The sequence below is a fragment of the Streptomyces sp. 351MFTsu5.1 genome (assembly GCF_000383655.1).
Lineage (GTDB): Bacteria > Actinomycetota > Actinomycetes > Streptomycetales > Streptomycetaceae > Streptomyces > Streptomyces griseorubiginosus.
On sequence record NZ_KB911789.1, the window covers coordinates 202,995 to 220,471 of the forward strand.

At 72.6% G+C, this 17,477-nt stretch carries 11 protein-coding genes; 6 read left to right on the top strand and 5 right to left on the bottom strand.

Features of this window, described 5'->3' with window-relative positions:
• Positions 1-25: 25 nt before the first annotated feature.
• Positions 26-715, bottom strand: coding sequence for a cell division ATP-binding protein FtsE (gene ftsE, locus H295_RS0130055; protein WP_007382424.1), 690 nt, complete (start codon positions 713-715; stop codon positions 26-28).
• Between the two features lie 236 nt (positions 716-951).
• Here ftsE and H295_RS0130060 point away from each other — a divergent pair, with 236 nt between their 5' ends.
• Positions 952-1,143: a hypothetical protein gene (locus H295_RS0130060; RefSeq protein ID WP_028809874.1), complete on the top strand. Its 192-nt coding sequence runs from the start codon at positions 952-954 to the stop codon at positions 1,141-1,143.
• A 119-nt stretch (positions 1,144-1,262) separates the two neighbouring features.
• Here H295_RS0130060 and H295_RS0130065 read toward each other — a convergent pair whose 3' ends face one another.
• From H295_RS0130065 to H295_RS0130080, 4 genes are all read right to left on the bottom strand, one after another.
• A complete protein-coding gene (locus H295_RS0130065) occupies positions 1,263-1,922 on the bottom strand; it encodes a hypothetical protein (protein WP_020139053.1) in 660 nt (219 codons plus the stop codon).
• 292 nt (positions 1,923-2,214) lie between these two features.
• A complete protein-coding gene (gene prfB, locus H295_RS0130070) occupies positions 2,215-3,318 on the bottom strand; it encodes a peptide chain release factor 2 (protein WP_020139054.1) in 1,104 nt (367 codons plus the stop codon).
• A 421-nt stretch (positions 3,319-3,739) separates the two neighbouring features.
• Positions 3,740-4,996, bottom strand: a complete 1,257-nt coding sequence (locus H295_RS0130075; RefSeq protein ID WP_020139055.1) for a serine/threonine-protein kinase — start codon at positions 4,994-4,996, stop codon at positions 3,740-3,742.
• Positions 4,997-5,101: 105 nt separating this feature from the next.
• Complete coding sequence (locus H295_RS0130080) at positions 5,102-6,805, bottom strand: serine/threonine-protein kinase (RefSeq protein WP_028809875.1); 1,704 nt, start codon at positions 6,803-6,805, stop codon at positions 5,102-5,104.
• Positions 6,806-7,146: 341 nt separating this feature from the next.
• Here H295_RS0130080 and H295_RS0130085 point away from each other — a divergent pair, with 341 nt between their 5' ends.
• The 5 genes from H295_RS0130085 to H295_RS0130105 all read left to right on the top strand — a co-directional run bounded on the left by H295_RS0130085 (position 7,147) and on the right by H295_RS0130105 (position 17,405).
• On the top strand, positions 7,147-11,184 hold the full coding sequence (locus H295_RS0130085; RefSeq protein WP_028809876.1) for an FHA domain-containing protein: 4,038 nt from the start codon (positions 7,147-7,149) through the stop codon (positions 11,182-11,184).
• Between the two features lie 175 nt (positions 11,185-11,359).
• On the top strand, positions 11,360-12,739 hold the full coding sequence (locus H295_RS0130090; protein ID WP_020139058.1) for an ABC transporter substrate-binding protein: 1,380 nt from the start codon (positions 11,360-11,362) through the stop codon (positions 12,737-12,739).
• Positions 12,740-12,743: 4 nt separating this feature from the next.
• Positions 12,744-14,087, top strand: a complete 1,344-nt coding sequence (locus H295_RS0130095) for a carbohydrate ABC transporter permease (protein WP_028809877.1) — start codon at positions 12,744-12,746, stop codon at positions 14,085-14,087.
• A complete protein-coding gene (locus tag H295_RS0130100) occupies positions 14,084-14,992 on the top strand; it encodes a carbohydrate ABC transporter permease (protein ID WP_020139060.1) in 909 nt (302 codons plus the stop codon). Before H295_RS0130095 ends, H295_RS0130100 begins: the two co-directional genes overlap by 4 nt.
• A 139-nt stretch (positions 14,993-15,131) precedes the next feature.
• Positions 15,132-17,405: a bifunctional glycosyltransferase/CDP-glycerol:glycerophosphate glycerophosphotransferase gene (locus H295_RS0130105; protein ID WP_020139061.1), complete on the top strand. Its 2,274-nt coding sequence runs from the start codon at positions 15,132-15,134 to the stop codon at positions 17,403-17,405.
• The last annotated feature ends 72 nt before the right edge of the window (positions 17,406-17,477 follow it).

Here is a 17,477-nt window from a genome sequence, read left to right on the forward strand (position 1 = left end):
CCTTTCCGGGGACTCTTCGAGGCGGTCAGTGCTGGTAGCCGTAGACGCCGCGTGCCTGGTCGCGGACGAGGCGGCCCTTCTCCAGCTCGATGACGCGCTTGCGCATCTGGTCCACGATGTTCTGGTCGTGCGTCGCCATCAGCACGGTGGTGCCCGTCCGGTTGATCCGGTCGAGCAGCTTCATGATGCCGACGGAGGTCTGCGGGTCGAGGTTGCCGGTGGGCTCGTCGGCGATCAGCAGCTTGGGCCGGTTCACGAAGGCCCGCGCGATGGCCACGCGCTGCTGCTCACCGCCGGAGAGCTCGCCCGGCATCCGGTCCTCCTTGCCGCCGAGCCCGACGAGGTCGAGCACCTGCGGCACGGACTTGCGGATCTCACCGCGGGACTTGCCGATGACCTCCTGCGCGAAGGCCACGTTCTCGGCGACCGTCTTGTTGGGCAGCAGCCGGAAGTCCTGGAACACCGTCCCCAGCTGGCGGCGCATCTGCGGCACCTTCCAGTTGGAGAGGCGCGCGAGGTCCTTGCCCAGGACGTGCACCTGCCCCTGACTGGTCCGCTCCTCGCGGAGCACCAGCCGCAGGAAGGTGGACTTTCCGGAGCCGGAGGACCCCACGAGGAACACGAACTCGCCCTTCTCCACTTCGAGGGAGACGTCCCTGAGTGCGGGGCGGGTCTGCTTGGGGTAGACCTTGGATACGTTGTCGAATCGGATCACGGATGCACCACGGTAGGCCGGGGGTAGATGAGCGTGACCATACGCGAACCGGGTGTGCGAGCGCAGGCGCCGGTTCGGGTTGCGTATTGGTTGGGCGGTTTTGTGCCGACCTGGAATCCCTCTCTTCCGAAGCCCACAGGCGGCCACCAGACGAACCTGGCACAGTGGAGAAGGGAACGTTCTGCGATCCGGGAGCGTTCTTGTGTACGGAACAGTCGGCAAGAAGGGTGACGCGCATGACGTACGACCGCCTGGTGTGCGCAAACTGTGCGGCGCCCGTGAGTGAGGGCCGGTGCCCGGTGTGCCGGGCGAACCGTGAGCGGCTCCAGCAGGAGAACCACTTCGCGGGCCTGAACCCTGTGACCCTGATCGCACTGCTCGCGGTCCTGATCGCGGCGGTGGCCCTGCTGGCCCACCAGACCGCCTAGCCGGTCCCCGTACGAACCCTCGGCGAAGACGCACGAAGGGCCCGGAGCGGATACGCTCCGGGCCCTTCGCCGTTCGGCATGCGCACCTTAGGCAGCGGTGCGACTACCGGGAGTCACTCTTAGGCGGCAGCGCCACCGCGGCCGCCGGCGAGGCGCGGCAGGATGCGGAAGCCGATGCCACCGGCGATCATCGTGGCGGCACCGACGAGCAGGAAGGCGGTCTGACCGGCACCCGTCTCGGCGAGTTCCTTGCCGTTGCCCTGGGCCGACGTGTTGGACGTGGTGTCCGCGCCGGTCTCGGTGAGGGCCGAGGAGCCCTCTTCCTGGGTGGAGGCGCCGGAACCACCGTTGGGGTCGGCGTTGTTGCCGCCGCCACCGGCGTTCCCGTTGCCGTTGCCGTTCCCGTTCCCGTTCCCATTGCCGTTCCCGTTGCCCGGGTCGGACGGGGCCTCGGTGGGCTCGGTCGGCTCCTCGGTGGGCTCCGTCGGCTCCTCGGTCGGCTCCTGCGTGACCGGCGGCGTGACCGGCGGCGTCACCGGAGTGGTGGGCAGCTCGGTCGGGTCCCCGGTCGGGTCCTCGGTCGGCGTGTTGGGCGCCGTCGGGATGCCGTCGCCCGGGTCGTCGTCGCCGGTGTTCACGTTCACGCCGACGCCATCGGCGCCCACGCCCACGTTGATCTCCAGCGCGGAAGCAGCGCCGGCGGCCGTCAGCGAGGCACCGGCCGCGATCACGGCACCGGCGGCTATGCGCGCGATCCGGATCCGCGTCTTCTTCGTCATGTGGTTGCTACCCCCAGTAGCTCATCGTCAATGAGGCGGCGCTCGGGGCCGTGATCGACGGAGGAAGGCAGCTTTGCTCGCATCCCCCGGTTCACATGCGCCCCAGAGATACGCATGCCACGCTTTACCCTTCCCATTTTTCAAAGCATCGTCAAGGCCGTTGCGCGCGCGATGTCCCGGTAAGGGCTCTTTGCCGGGGAAAGCGGTCTGTGAGTGTGATGTAAAACCCAGACATAAAGCAAACTGCCGCCCGGTGGGCGGCAGTTGGGGAGCGGCGGTCAAGTCGACAAAGTTACTTCTCCTGCTGCTTGCGCCAGCGAATTCCGGCTTCGATGAAGCCGTCGATCTCGCCGTTGAACACAGCCTCGGGGTTGCCGACCTCGAACTCGGTGCGCAGGTCCTTGACCATCTGGTACGGGTGCAGGACGTACGAACGCATCTGGTTGCCCCAGGAGCTGCCGCCGTCCTTGAGGGCGTCCATCTTGGCCCGCTCCTCCTGGCGCTTGCGCTCCAGAAGTTTCGCCTGGAGGACGTTCATGGCGGTCGCCTTGTTCTGGATCTGCGAGCGCTCGTTCTGGCAGGAGACGACGATGCCGGTGGGCAGGTGGGTCAGCCGCACCGCGGAGTCGGTGGTGTTGACGCCCTGGCCGCCGGGCCCGGACGAGCGGTACACGTCCACGCGCAGGTCCGACTCGTCGATCTCGATGTGGTCGGTCTGCTCGACCACGGGGAGGATTTCGACGCCCGCGAAGGAGGTCTGCCGGCGGCCCTGGTTGTCGAAGGGCGAGATGCGCACGAGCCGGTGAGTGCCCTGCTCGACGGAGAGCGTGCCGTAGGCGTACGGCGCCTGCACGGCGAAGGTGGTCGACTTGATGCCGGCCTCTTCCGCGTACGACGTCTCGATGAGCTCGGTCTTGTAGCCCTTCTGCTCCGCCCAGCGCAGGTACATCCGCTGGAGCTTCTCCGCGAAGTCGGCGGCGTCGACGCCACCGGCCTCGGCGCGGATGTTGACGAGCGCCTCACGGGAGTCGTACTCGCCGGACAGGAGGGTGCGCACCTCCATCTCGTCGAGCGCCTTCTTGACGGAGGTGAGCTCCGACTCGGCCTCGGCGAGGGTGTCCGGGTCGTCCTCTTCCTGGGCCATCTCGAACAGCACAGCGAGATCGTCGATCCGGCTGCGCAGCGCGTCGGCCTTCCTGACCTCGGCCTGGAGGTGGGACAGCTTGCTGGTGATCTTCTGCGCCTCGTCCGGGTTGTCCCACAGGGACGGCGCGGCCGCCTGCTCCTCGAGCACGGCGATGTCTGCCCTCAGCTTGTCGAGGTCCAGAACGGCCTCGATCGACTCCATGGTCGAGGAGAGGGACTTGAGCTCTTCGGATACATCGACGACTGCCACGCCCTCCAGCCTAACGGCTGTGGCAACCGACGTCGGTCGTCCCCCGGGGCGGGGCGGGTGAGGTGGACGCCGAGTCCCCTGGGGGCGGGGGCGAGGTGGGCGCCGAGTCTCCTGGCGGCGAGGTGGGCGCCGAGTTCCCCGGGCCGTGCGGCGACGCCCCGGGATCGTCCCCGGAAGCGGCCGCCCAGACCCCGACCCCCATCGCAGCCACCGCACCACTAGGACCGACCTCGGCCGTCCCCCAGGCCGCAGCCCCACTCCCCACAGAGCGAGACCGGCACCGTGTCCTGCGGTGACGCACCGGCGTCGTCCCCGGAGGTGGTCCCCCAGACCCCGGACTCCGTCCCCTCAGGGCAAGGCCCGCTCCACGCGGATTCCGCTCCCCGCACCACCACAACCGACCTCGGTCGCCCCCGCCCCCTCAGGGCGAGACCGGCGCCGAGTTCTTCGTGTCCTGCGGGGACGCCCCCGCGTCGTCCCCCGACGTGGCCGCCCAGACCCCGACCCCCGCCGCGGCCACCAGCACCAGCGCGGCGGCGCCGACGGCCAGTCGGCGGCGGCGCGTGGTGGCCCGGTGGCGGGCGGAGCCCGGTCGCGGTGCGCCGGCGGGCCGCGGTACCCGGGCGGTGCCCAGGGCGCCTCCGGCGAGTTCGTCGGGCGCCGGGACCCGCATCGACGTGTGGGTGTCCCGGTTGGAGTCGGTGGGCCTCGCGCCCGGCACCAGGGGCACGGCACCGCGCCGCGCGGGCCGCCCGGAGGACACCGGCTCGCCGGCCGACGCGGGGGCGGCCGCCTCGCCGTCCTGCTCGTCCTCCGGCTCCGCGTCCGGCTCGTCCACGTCCAGCGGCGGCATCCCGGCCAGCAGCGGCAGCAGCTCCCGCAGCCGGGCGCCCAGCTCGGAGGCGCGCAGCCGGGAGGCCGGGGCCTTCGCCAGACACTGCACGATCAGCTGCCACAGCTCGTCGGGGATGCCGGGCAGCGGCACCACCGTCTCGGTGACATGGCGCCGCAGCACCGCGCCCGGATGCCCGCCCCCGAACGGGGTGAACCCGGCGAGGAGTTCGTAGAGCACGGTGGCGAGGGCGTAGATGTCCACGGAGGCGCGCGGCGGCAGGCCCTCGACGATCTCCGGCGCGAGGTAGTCGGGCGTACCGATGATCTTCGTGGCCCGGGTCCGGCGCGGCGAGTCGATGAGCTTGGCCACGCCGAAGTCGGTCAGCAGGGCCGGGTGCGCGCCGCCGGGGCCGAGCGGTCCCTGCATGTCCAGCAGGACGTTCTCCGGCTTCACGTCCCGGTGCACGACCCCGGCCGCGTGCGCGGCGGCCAGGCCGTCGGCGACGTCGGCCACGATCGCCACCGCCGCCTCGGGGGCGAGCCGTTTCTCACGGTCGAGCCGGGTGCGCAGATCAGTGCCCCGGACCAGGTCCATGACGAGCGCGAGGTCGTTGCCGTCGACCACCAGGTCGCGTACGGAGACGACGTGCGGATGCTCCAGGCCGAGCAGCGCCGTGCGCTCCTGCACGAACCGGCCGACGAGCTCCTGGTCGGACGCGAGGTCCTCGCGCAGGAGCTTGACGGCGACGGGACCCTCGGGTCCCTCGCCCAGCCACACCGTGCCGGCGCTGCCCCGCCCCAGGATCTGGTTGGCGGTGTACCGGCTGCCGATCTTCCGTGCCAAGACTGCTCCTACAGACGCGTGTTGTCGCTAAAGCTACGCGTCGCAGGAGCCAACCTTCACCGCGGAGACGGAAATCACCCGCCGGATGTCGACAAATCCCCAGTACTACTGCTGACCTGAGGAGTTTCCGCCCAGATCTCCGATCCACTTGCTCACGGTGTCGACGATGTCGCCGAGCTGCTGCCAGTAGCTCTTGCCGGTGCCGATCCACTCCTGGAGCGGGCTCAGCTCCCAGATCAGCCAGCTCGCCACGAACAGGATGAGGATCGTGAACAGACAGCCCTTGAGGCAGCCCAGACCGGGGATCTTCATCGGGTTGGCGCTGCGCTGCCGCGGCTGCCGGGGCTCGCGCGCGGGGCGCTCGGGCTGCGGCGGGGGCGCGTAGCGCTGCGGCTGTTGCTGCTGCGGGGCGTACTGCTGGGGTTGCTGCGGCTGACGGCCGTAACCGCCCTGGTCGTAACCGCCCTGCGGCGGGCGCTGCTGGGGCCGCTGCTGCCGTTGCGGCGGCTGCTGCGGTTGCGGCCTGGCGACCTGCCGCTGGGGGCGACGGCGCAGCGGGTCCTCGTTGGGGTCGAGGTACTGGACCTGGGTCTGTTCGTTGCGGTCCCGGGCCGCGCGCAGCTGGTTCTGCCAGGGGTGCGGCTCCTCGGGCCCACCGGACTGGTGCCCCTGCTGCCCGTACTGCCCGGGCGGCACCGGCGGCATGACGGCGGTCGGGTCGGCCGCACCTCCCCGGTTGGTCGGGAGTACGGCGGTGGGGTCGGCGGCGCCGACCGGGTTCCCGGCGCCGGTGTGCGGCAGGAAGCTGGTCGCGGCGTTCGGGTCGACGGCACCGGCGCCGTGCGGCAGCACCTGCGTCGGGTCGGCGGCACCGGGCGTGTCCGGGACGGCCGCCGGGTCCGGGTCGGGCAGCAGCAGCGCGCCGACGTTCTCCGCCGCGGCGATCTGCGCGGAGTTCGCGTGCACCCCGATGCCCTCGGCGACGACCCGGAGCCCGCGCGCGAGGTTCTCCGCGCTGGGGCGGCGGTCCGGGTTCTTGCTCAGACAGCGCTCTATGACGGTCCACAGCGGGTCGGGGACCGTGGAGGGGCGGCGCGGTTCGGCGCTCAGGTGCTGGTGCAGGACCTCCAGGGCGGAGCCGCCGGCGAACGGCGGACGTCCGGTGACCAGCTCGTACAGCAGGATGCCGGCGCCGTAGATGTCGACCGCGGAGGTCTGCGGGCGGCCCTCGGCGGACTCGGGGGCGACGTACGCGGGCGTGCCGACGAACTCCTGGGTCCGGGTCAGGCCCGGGGAGTCGGCGAGGCGCGCGATGCCGAAGTCGGTCAACAGAGGGTGCATCTGGCCGCCGTACTGGCGCAGCAGCACGTTGGCCGGCTTGAGGTCGCGGTGGACCACGCCGTCGGCATGGCTCGCGGCGAGCGCGTCGGCGATCTGGGCGGTCAGCAGGGCGGCGCCGACGGGGCTGAAGGGGCCGTTCTCGCGAAGGTAGCGGTGTAGGTCGGGGCCCTCGACGAGGTCCATGACCAGGGCGAGCAGATCGCCCTCGACGACGAGGTCGCGCACCCGCACGATGTTCGGGTGAGTCAGCCTGAGCAGCACCGAGCGCTCGCGCAGGAACCGCATCACGATGTCCGGGTCGCTCGCGAGCTCCTCCTTGAGGACCTTGATCGCGACGGTCTCTCCCGGCTGTCCCGCCACGGCGGCCTCGGCGCCGGCGGTCTCCCGCTGGCGTGCTCGCCAGACGGTCCCCGTGGCACCGCGTCCGAGCGGCTCCTCGAGGAAGTACTTGCTGCCCACCGGCCGCACGTCATGCACTCCCTGCTGCTTGCTGTCGTTCCGACCCACTTCCGACCCACTGTAGTGCCGCTCGTCCCAGCACTACGTGAGCGATGCCAAGCACGTTCGAAACAAGGACGCTCCGTCCGGGTCTCCCGGTTGCCGGGCGTTGACGTGACCGATCTCAAGTGATCGCCGGCGCTGCACTGGTCAGGCACTTTTGGGGGCAGAGCTGACCAATCAAGATCACTTGCCCTCGGGCGGCGGGCGTGTTGTCAGTGGCAGGTGCGAGGATGCGTGCAGTACTGGCCGATGGTGCTCGTGCGGGGTGGGGGATGTCCGTGTCCGAGCAGAAGGGACCGCTGACGGCGATGCAGATCCGGCTGACCGTCGTAGACCCGCTGGGCCCGCCCGACCGGGCCCGCGGCCGCGCCGCGAGCTGCGACGTGCTGGTCACCGCTCCCGTCGGCACAGCCCTGGCCGCGGTGGCCGCCGCGCTGGCCTCGGCGGTCCCCGGGGAGGCGGGCGCCTCCCGCGCGGGCGAGGCGGAGCGCGGCGGCGGCACCGTCGTGCTGTACGCGGACGGCGAGCGTCTCGACGTCCAGCGCGCCACCCTCGGCGAGCCGCCGCTGATCGACGGCGCCGTGCTGTCCCTGGGCGCCCCCGCCGCCCCCGAACCCCACCCCGAGCTCGACGAGGCGCCGACCCAGCTCCATGTGGTCGCGGGCCCGGACGCGGGCGGCGTCCACCTGCTGCACGGCGGCCAGATCCACATCGGCCGCTCCGTCGACGCCGACGTCCCGCTGGACGACCCCGATGTCTCCCGCCTGCACTGCGCGATCACCGTCGCCGGCGACGGCCGCGTCTCCGTGGCCGACCTCGACTCCACGAACGGCACCGTCCTGGACGGCACCCGCGTGGGCACCCGCCCGGTCCGGTTCCCCCCGGGGGCGCTCCTGAGGATCGGCGAGTCGGTCCTGCGCCTCGCCCCGAGCGGGGGCCGGCGTCTGGGCACGGAGCCGGACGGGGAAGGGCATGTGCGGGTGGCCCCCGGGGACACCGGCGAGCATGGGCGGACGGACGGCGGGAGCGGTCCGGGGCGGGCGGCGCCCGAGAGTGCCCCCGGGGCGGGCGAGGCCGGGTACGACCGGCCCGGCGAGCGTCGGGGCCGCAGGGTGTCGGCGGCTGCCGCGGGCTCCGCGGCCGGGGCGGGGGCAGCTGTCGCCGGGACCGGGGTCTCCGGGGCCGGGGACGGCACCAGGGCGCCACACGCGCGTGAGGGCCGGGACAGCGGCGGGGGCAGCCCCTCCCGGCAGCCCGCCGACCGGACCCACCACACCTACGGTTCGGCCGACTGGGGCGCGTCCGGCGGGAACCCCGGGATCGCGGAGGCACAGGCCCACGGTCCCGTCGAGCCTCCGGTCGTCGTGCCCGGGCAGGGCGGGGCACCGCGGATCGAGAGCGGGGGTGGGAGCGGGACGGCTCCCGGTGGGCGCCCGTACAGCCCCGCGGGGGCGGCCCCCGGCACCGGTTCCTCGCGTCTCACCGGCCCTGCCGGCCCCGTCGGTGCGGTCGGGGACACCCACGGCGGCCGGACCGGGCTCGGTTCCTTCACCGAGGCGGCTGCCGCTGCCGCACCCACCCAGGCGCCCGGCACCGACCAGGAGCCCGCCGCCACCCCTGACCCCGCCGAACCCGGCACCGGCCGCCGCAAAGGCACCCCACTGCGCGGCACCGACGTCCCGCAGAGCGGGCGCCGGCGTGGCGGGCTCGGCAAGTGGGCGCGGCGGCTGGCCGGCGGCCGGGGCGAGCCCGGGACCACCGAGCAGGACGAACCGTACGCCGGGGAACCGGCCCCCGTCGCCGCCGCGCCGGCCGTGGCCGCCCAGCTGCCCGAGGTCTGGCCGGACCCCGCCGCCCTGCTGCTGACGGCGCTGGGCCCGGGCGCCCGGCTGTGGGAGCGCGGGCCGGAACACCCCGAGGCGCTCACCGTCCGGCTCGGCACCGCGGACCGGACCGCGCCCGACGGGACGGGGCTGCTGCCCGCCGTCCCGGTCACCGCGGATCTGCGCGAGGCGGGCGCACTGGGTCTCGCCGGACCGCGCGCGCGGCTGGCCGGGCTGGCCCGCGCGGTGGTGGCCCAACTGGCCGCCCTGCACGCGCCCGAGACCCTGGAGATCGTGCTGATCAGCGCGGACCGTTCCCGGCCCGCGCAGGAGCGCGTCACCGAGTGGTCCTGGCTCGGCTGGCTTCCCCATGTCCGCCCGGGCCACGGCCAGGACTGCCGGCTCCTCCTGGCGCACGATCGCGAACAGGCCGCGGCCCGCACCGACGAACTGCTCCGGCGCCTGGACGACCACCTGGCCGACGCGGAGTCGGTCCCGCCCCGCGGCGTGATCCCGGCTGCCCGCTCCGCCGGCTCCCCGGACCGACTCCGGGGCGCCGCCCGACGCCCCTCCTGGGCCCGCGACGACGAGGGCGAGGGGACCGGCGGCTTCCCCGGGCCGTACACCGTGGTCGTCGTGGACGGCGATCCCGGTGGCGCGGATCTGCGCAAGGCGGTGGCCCGGCTGGCCTCGCAGGGCCCGCGAGCCGGTATCCATGTCGTCTGCCTGGCCGAGACGGCCCCTGCCTCTCCGGCCTCGCCCGTGACGGACACCTACGAGGCGGCCTGCGCGGCGGCCCCGACGTTCCGCGAGTGCGGCGCGGTCGGACTGCTCAGCGGGGACGTGGCGACGGCCCTGCGGCTGATGCGGGTGGCGCGGGCGGGGCTCCCGGCCGCGACGAGCGGGTCCTCCGCCCCGCGCGCGAGTGAGGGCGTAACCACCGGCGCGCGGGACGATCAGGCGACGTACACCGCGCCCGAGAAGCCCGGGCCCGAGAAGGAGGGCGACGGCCCCCGCCCGGCACACCGCCGGCTCGGCGCCGACAGCACCCGCACCGTGCCCCGTCCCGCCGACGGCGCCTCCCGTACCCCGGCCCACGGCGGCACCGGCACCGGCACCGGCACCGGCACCGGCACCGGCACCGGCGGGCGTACCGACTCCGACACCCTCCACCTCACCTCGGCGCCCACCCCCGTGGGCCACGGCACGGTCGCCGCGGTGGACGCCGTCTCCGCAGCCTGGGCCGAGCGGTTCGCGCGGGCGCTGGCCCCGCTGCGCACGGACGGGACCGCCGACGGGCGGCACACGCGTGTGTCCTCGCCGCTGCCCCAGTCGGCGCGGCTGCTGGACGAGCTGGGGCTGGCCCGGGCCACCCCGCCGTCGCTGATGACGCGCTGGGCGGACGCGGCCGACGACCCGGAGTCGCTCGGCGGACGTGCCTGGGCCGTGCTCGGGGCGGGCCCGCGCGGGCCGGTCTGCGCCGACCTGGTGGCCGAGGGCCCGCACCTGCTGATCGAGGGACCCGCGGGCAGCGGCCGTACGGAACTGCTGCGGGCCGTCGTCGCCTCGCTGGCCGCCGCGGAGCGCCCCGACCGGCTCGGAGTCGTCCTGATGGACGGCCGGGACAGCGTGGGCGCGGGCGGCGGCCACGGCGAGGGACTGCGCGTGTGCACCGACGTGCCGCACGTGACGACCCACCTCACCGCCAACGACCCGGTCCGCATGCGGGAGTTCGCGCAGTCCCTGAGCGCCGAGCTGAAGCGGCGCGCGGAGCTGCTCGGCCGCTCCGACTTCACCGGGTGGCACACCGGACGCGAGCTGTCCGGCCGTATGGTCTCCCAGCGCTCGGCGGCGACCCGCGGCCCGTCCGCCGGCAAGGGCGGCCCCCACGCGCCCGGCGCCACCGGCGAGGCTCCCGCCGATCCGGCTGCCGCCGACCTCGACTCGCCGCCCAGCTCCACCATCCGGCTGCGCCCCGCCGCGGCCCGCCGCCAGGCGGAGGCGGTGCCCCCGCTCCCCCGTCTGGTCGTGGTCGTGGACGACCTCGACGCCCTGGTGTCACCGCCGCTCGGCTCTCCGGGCCGGCCCGCCGCCGGGTCGGTGATACGCGCGCTGGAGGCGGTGGCCCGCGAGGGCGAGCGGCTGGGCGTCCACCTGGTGGCCGCGACCGGCCCGGGCGGCCGTACGGCGGAGTCGGAACCGGCCCGCCGGGCCACCCTCCGCGTCACCCTGGACCCGCCGGCCACCGGGCCGGAGGAGCCGGCTCCCGGACGCGGCCGTCTGACCTGGTCCGACGGCCGGGTGACCGGCTTCCAGGCGGGCCGGGTCACCGGCCGCATCCCGCGTACGGCCACCCAGCGGCCCACGGTCGTGCCCCTGGAGTGGGAGCGCATGGGTGATCCCCCGGCCCGTCGTCAGGTCCGGGAACTGGGCAACGGTCCGACGGACCTCGCTCTGCTCGCCAGTGCATTGGAACGGGCAGCGAGGGAAGTCGCAGCAGCAGAGGTGCCGTCACTGCTTTAGCCGAATCAGGCTGCCTCTCTCCGTCGCGTGCCCGCACGCAGCCGTACTGGTCACGAGGCCGCAACGATCGCCCGATTGACAGCGGACGCGCCCTTGCCGACCCCGTTCTCCCGGCGTAGACCAGTTCGCACGGGACACCCTCTACGTTCGACGAGGAACGAGGAACGGGGACGTGATGCGCAGCACGAGCGGCACAAACCGAAAGCCCAGGGCCGCGAAAACCGCGGCCGCCGCGCTCGCGGCGGCCCTCGCCCTCTCGCTCAGCGCCTGCGGCGGGGACGACGACAAGAGCAGTGACAGCGGTCCGACCGGCGGTACGGCGACCGGCACCGGTGTCACCCTCCCCAAGCTGGACGGCCAGAGCCTCCAGGTCGCCGCCGTGTGGAGCGGGGAGGAGCAGGCCAACTTCAAGAAGGTCCTCGCGGAGTTCGAGAAGCGCACCGGCGCCAAGGTGACCTTCGTACCCGCGCAGGACCCGATCGTGAACTTCCTGGGCTCGAAGATCGCGGGCGGCCAGCCGCCGGACGTGGCGATGCTCCCGCAGCCCGGCGCGATCAAGCAGGCCGTCGACAAGAAGTGGGCCAAACCGCTGGGCGCGGAGGCCAAGGCGGAGCTCGCCAAGAACTATTCGCAGGGCTGGCAGGACATCGGCAAGGTCGGCGGCACCCAGTACGGTGTCTACTACAAGGCCGCCAACAAGTCCCTGATCTGGTACAACGCCAAGGTCTTCGAGAACGCGGGCGCCACCGAGCCGAAGACCTGGGCCGAGTTGCTGACCACCGCTCAGACGGTCTACGACTCGGGCGTGACCCCGTTCTCCGTCGGCGGTGCCGAGGGCTGGACCCTCACCGACTGGTTCGAGAACGTCTACCTCTCGCAGGCGGGCCCCGAGAAGTACGACCAGCTGGCCAAGCACGAGATCAAGTGGACGGACCCGTCCGTGAAGGACGCGCTGACCACGCTGGGCCAGATCTGGGGCAAGAAGGACTATGTGGCGGGCGGCGCGAAGGGCGCGCTCCAGACCGACTTCCCGGCCTCGGTGACGCAGGTCTTCACCGGGGGCGACCAGCCCAAGGCGGCCATGGTCTACGAGGGCGACTTCGCGCAGGTCAACATCCAGACCGCCAAGGCGAAGGTCGGCACCGACGCGAAGGTGTTCCCCTTCCCGAAGGTCGGCGACACCGCCCCCGTGGTCTCCGGCGGCGACGCGGCCGTGATCCTGAAGGACTCCAAGGCCGCGCAGGCCCTGGCGACCTTCCTGGCCTCCCCGGACGCGGCGACCATCCAGGCGAAGCTCGGCGGCTACCTCTCGCCGAACAAGAACGTGGACGTCTCGTCGTATCCGAACCCGGTGCAGCAGAAGATCGCCAAGGCGCTGATCGCGTCCGGTGACGACTTCCGCTTCGACATGTCCGACCAGGCCCCGCAGGCCTTCGGCGGTACGCCCGGCAAGGGCGAGTGGAAGGCGCTCCAGGACTTCCTGGCCAACCCGAAGGACATCGCGGGCACCCAGGCGAAGCTGGAGGCCGACGCGGCGGCCGCCTACGGGAACTGAGGCGATGACGTCGGCCACCGAGGCAGGGGTCCCACCGGCCCCTGCCTCTCCCAAGTCGCGCAAGAGCGTGACCGGCACGCGCAGGACCGTGGCAGTGCTGTTCCTGCTGCCCGCCCTAGTGCTGCTGGGCGCGCTCGTGGTCTACCCGATCGGGTACTCGCTCGTCCGCAGCTTCTACAACCAGTCCGGTGACGGCTTCGCCGGGTTCGACAACTACAAGGCGCTGTTCACCGACGACGGCATCCGCACCGCCCTGAAGAACAACGTCATCTGGGTGGTGTTCGCGCCGACGATCTCCACCGCGCTCGGCCTGATCTTCGCGGTGCTGACCGAACGGATCCGCTGGGGCACGGCGTTCAAGCTGCTCGTCTTCATGCCGATGGCGATCTCGATGCTGGCGGCGGGCATCATCTTCCGCCTCGTCTACGACCAGGACCCGGACAAGGGGTTCGCGAACGCGGTGTGGGTGGGCGTGCACGACACGTTCGCGCAGTCCTCGGCGTTCCCGAAGGCGCACCCGGGCCGCGACTCGCCCCTGGTGGCCCAGGGCGGCGGCTTCATCACCAAGGCCACGGTCCACACCGGCGGCACGGTCACGCTGCCCCTCGTCGGTGTCGCCCCCGACCAGATGCCCGGTGACGCCAAGAAGGCCGTGGCGCCCCAGGCGGACCCGGGCCGGATCACCGGGACCACCTGGCAGGACTTCACCCGCGGCAAGGGCGTCGGCACGCTCGGCGGGGTCGACCCGAGCGAGCTCGGCTACCCCGGCATGAAGGTCGAGGCGGTCAGGGACGGCAAGGTCGTCGAGACGGTGAAGGCGGGCGACGACGGCACGTTCTCCTTCTCGGAGAAGGCGAACGGCGCCCAACTCCGGCTGCCCGCCAGCAACTTCAGGGAGCCCTACAACGGGGTCGACTGGCTCGGCCCGTCGCTGGTGACCCCGTCCATCATCGGGTCGTACATCTGGATGTGGGCCGGTTTCGCGATGGTGCTGATCGCGGCCGGGCTCGCGGGCATCCCCCGGGAGCTCCTGGAGGCGGCCCGGGTGGACGGGGCGAGCGAGTGGCAGGTGTTCCGCAGGGTCACGGTGCCGCTGCTCGCGCCGGTCCTCGCGGTGGTCACCGTGACCCTGATGATCAACGTCCTGAAGATCTTCGACCTGGTCTACATCATCGCCCCGGGCTCCTCGCAGGACGACGCGAACGTCCTCGCGCTGGAGCTGTACCGCAAGGGCTTCTCCGAGGACCAGCCGGGCATCGCGAGCGCCATCTCGGTGTTCCTGCTGCTGCTCGTGATCCCGGTGATCTGGTTCAACATCCGGCGGCTCAGGCGGGAGGTGCGGCGATGACGACCCATGCCGAGAGGCTTCCGGAGACGGCGTCGGCGGGAGACACGAAGGCGAAGCGGTCCCTCGGCTCACGGCTGGTCGAGCGGGTCAGCTCAGGCGTGATCAGCGTCCTGCTCGTGCTCGTCGGCCTGTTCTGGCTGGTGCCGACGCTCGGTCTGCTGATCTCCTCGCTGCGCAGCCCCGGGGACATGGCCACGAGCGGCTGGTGGACGGTGTTCACCAAGCCGTCCCAGCTCACCCTGGACAGCTACGACAAGCTCCTGCACAACAGCGACATCACCAACTCCATCCTCAACACCATCCTGATCACGGTGCCGGCGACGCTCCTGGTGATCGTCATCGGTGCGCTCGCGGGCTACGCGTTCGCGTGGATGGAGTTCCCGGGCCGCGACTGGTGGTTCATGGCCGTGGTCGGTCTGCTGGTGGTGCCGGTGCAGGTGGCGCTGATCCCGATCGCCGAACTCTTCGGCAAGATCGGCCTGTTCGGCAACATCTTCGGTGTGGTCCTGTTCCACACGGGGTTCGGACTGCCGTTCGCGGTGTTCCTGCTGCGGAACTTCTTCGCCGAGATCCCGCGCGAACTCCTGGAGGCCGCCAGGCTCGACGGGGCGGGCGAACTGCGCCTGTTCGCACGGGTGGTGCTGCCGCTCGGCGCGCCCGCGATCGCGAGCCTCGGCATCTTCCAGTTCCTGTGGGTGTGGAACGACATGCTGATCGCGCTGGTGTTCACGGACGCCGACAGCCAGCCGATCACGGTCGCGCTCCAGACCCAGGTGCGCGCCTTCGCCGCCAACGTCGACATCCTGGCGCCGGGCGCGTTCATCTCGATGGTGATTCCGCTGATCGTGTTCTTCGCGTTCCAGCGGCAGTTCGTGTCCGGAGTGATGGCGGGCGCGGTCAAGTAGCCGGTACGACAGCCGAGTTGGGGGCGGGCCGACACCGGCCCGCCTCCTTCGCGTTCGCCCGGATGCCGTACGGACCGTAACCAAGGGCGTGCATGGTGCGTTCCCGGGCAGAACTCCCGCGCCGACTCTTGGATGTGCCGTGCCCAGGTTCAGTGTCATCGTCCCCGCGTACCAGGTGCAGGCGTATCTGCCCGCCTGCCTGGAGTCGGTGCTGTCGCAGTCGTACGACGATCTGGAGCTGATCGTGGTCGACGACCGCTCCCCGGACGCGTGCGGTGAGATCGCCGACGAGTTCGCGGCCCGTGACTCGCGGGTCCGGGTGGTCCGCCGTATCCGCAACGAGGGCCTCGGGTCCGCCCGCAACGCGGGGATCGCCGAGGCCACGGGTGACTACCTGGTGTTCCTCGACGGCGACGACACCCTCACCCGGCACGCGCTGCGGTCGATCGCCGACCGGCTGAAGGAGACGGGCGAGCCGGACGTCCTGGTCCACGGCCATGCGCTCGTGCCGTGGACGGGCGAGATCGTCCCCGACCCGTTCGCGGGCGTGCTCACCGAGCAGGGTCCGGCGCCGTTCCGTCTGGAGGACCGGCCGGGGCTGCTGCGGGTGCGGGCCTCGGCCTGGAACAAGGTGTGCCGCAGGGAGTTCGTCGGCGACGGCGGCTTCGCCTTCCCGCCCGGGAGGCACACGGACCTGCCCTGGACCTACCCGGTCCTGATGGCGGCCGAGTCCATCGCCACCCTGGAGCGGGTCTGCGTCCACCACCGGCAGCGCAGCGTCCCCGCGCTGTCCGGGCGAGCGGACTTCGACGTCCTCGACCAGTACGACAGGGTCTTCGGGTACGTCGACACGCGTCCCGAACTCGCCCAGTGGCGGCCGGTGTTGTTCCGCCGCATGGTGGACGACCTGTGGGCGGTGTTCAGCGGGCGGGGCCGTCTGCCGCGGGACACCCGCGCCGAGTTCCTGCGGCGGGCCCGCGACCACTACCGTGCGCACCGCACCCCGGGCCATCCGGCTCCGGTGGGCTCCCGGCTGCGTCACACCACGATCCGCCTGAACCTGTACCGCACCCACCGGGCCCTGAAAGCGGGCCAGTTGCTCGGCCGGCGGATCGCCCGGCCCACCGTACGGCTCGCGACGGCCCTGCGTGCGGCGGCCCTGCGGCTGCACTACCGCGTCCAGCTGCGCCTGCCCGTCCGGGCAGACCGCGCCCTGTTCGCCGCGTACGGTGGCCGCGGCCACGGCTGCAACCCCGGTGCGCTGGAGGAGGCGTTCCGCACCCTCGCACCGCACATCCGCACCGCGTGGGTCGCCGCCCCCGAGCACCACCACACGATCCCGACGGCGACCCGGCGCATCACCCCGGACACGGCCGCCTACTGGACGGCGCTCGCCCGCTCCAAGTACCTCGTGCACAACACCGACTTCGACCACCGCCTGGTCAAGCGCCCGGGCCAGGTCCTCGTGCAGACCCACCACGGCACCCCGCTCAAGCACATGGGCCTGGACCTCCAGGAACGCCCGGCGGCGGCACGCGACATGGACTTCGCCGCCCTGCTGAGGGGCGTCGGCCAGTGGGACTACGTGCTGTCCCCCAACCGCCACGCCTCCCTCACCTGGGAGCGGGTCCACCCCGGCCGCTACACGGTGCTTCCCTACGGCCAGCCCCGCAACGACGTGTTCCAGCGGGCGACTTCGGAGGACGTACGGCGGCTGCGCGAGTCGCTCGGCGTGCCCGAGGGCACGGTCGCGATCCTGTACGCGCCCACCCACCGCGACTACCGGCGCACCCAGCACCTGCGGCTGGACCTGGAGCGGCTGCTGCGCCGCCTGGGTCCCGGCTACGTCGTGCTGGCCCGTGCCCACCACCGGCACGGCGGCCCGCTCGTCCCGGTCCCGACGCCCCGAGTCATCGACGTCAGCGACCATCCGAGCGTGGAGTCCCTGTGCCTGGCCTCGGACGCCCTGGTGACCGACTACTCGTCCCTGATGTTCGACTACGCGGGCCTCGACCGTCCGATCGTGATCCACGCCGACGACCGCGAGGCCTTCGAGGCGGCCCGGGGCACCTACGTCGACCTGCGGTCCTTCGCGCCGGGCGCGATCGCGCGCAGCGAGGACGAGCTGATCGACATCTTCGCCTCCGGGCACTGGCGCGGCTCCCGCTCCACCCAGCTGCGCTCGGCGTTCCGCGAGCGGTTCTGCCCGTACGACGACGGCCGCGCCGCCGAACGGGTCGTACGCCATGTGGTGCTGGGCGAGCCGCAGTCGCCGCCGGTGATCCCGCCGACGGAGCGTCATCCGGTGCCGTCGGCGGCGGCCGCGGCGGGGCGTGCGCCCCTGACCAGCGTGCCGCGTCCCGCGACGGGGGAGAACACCGTCAGGGAGACACCCCTCACCGAGACCCTTTAGGAGGGCCCATGCCGTCCAGTTCGTCCCGGCCCACGCCGAGCCGGCCGACGACGTGGCGCCCGGCCGGACGGC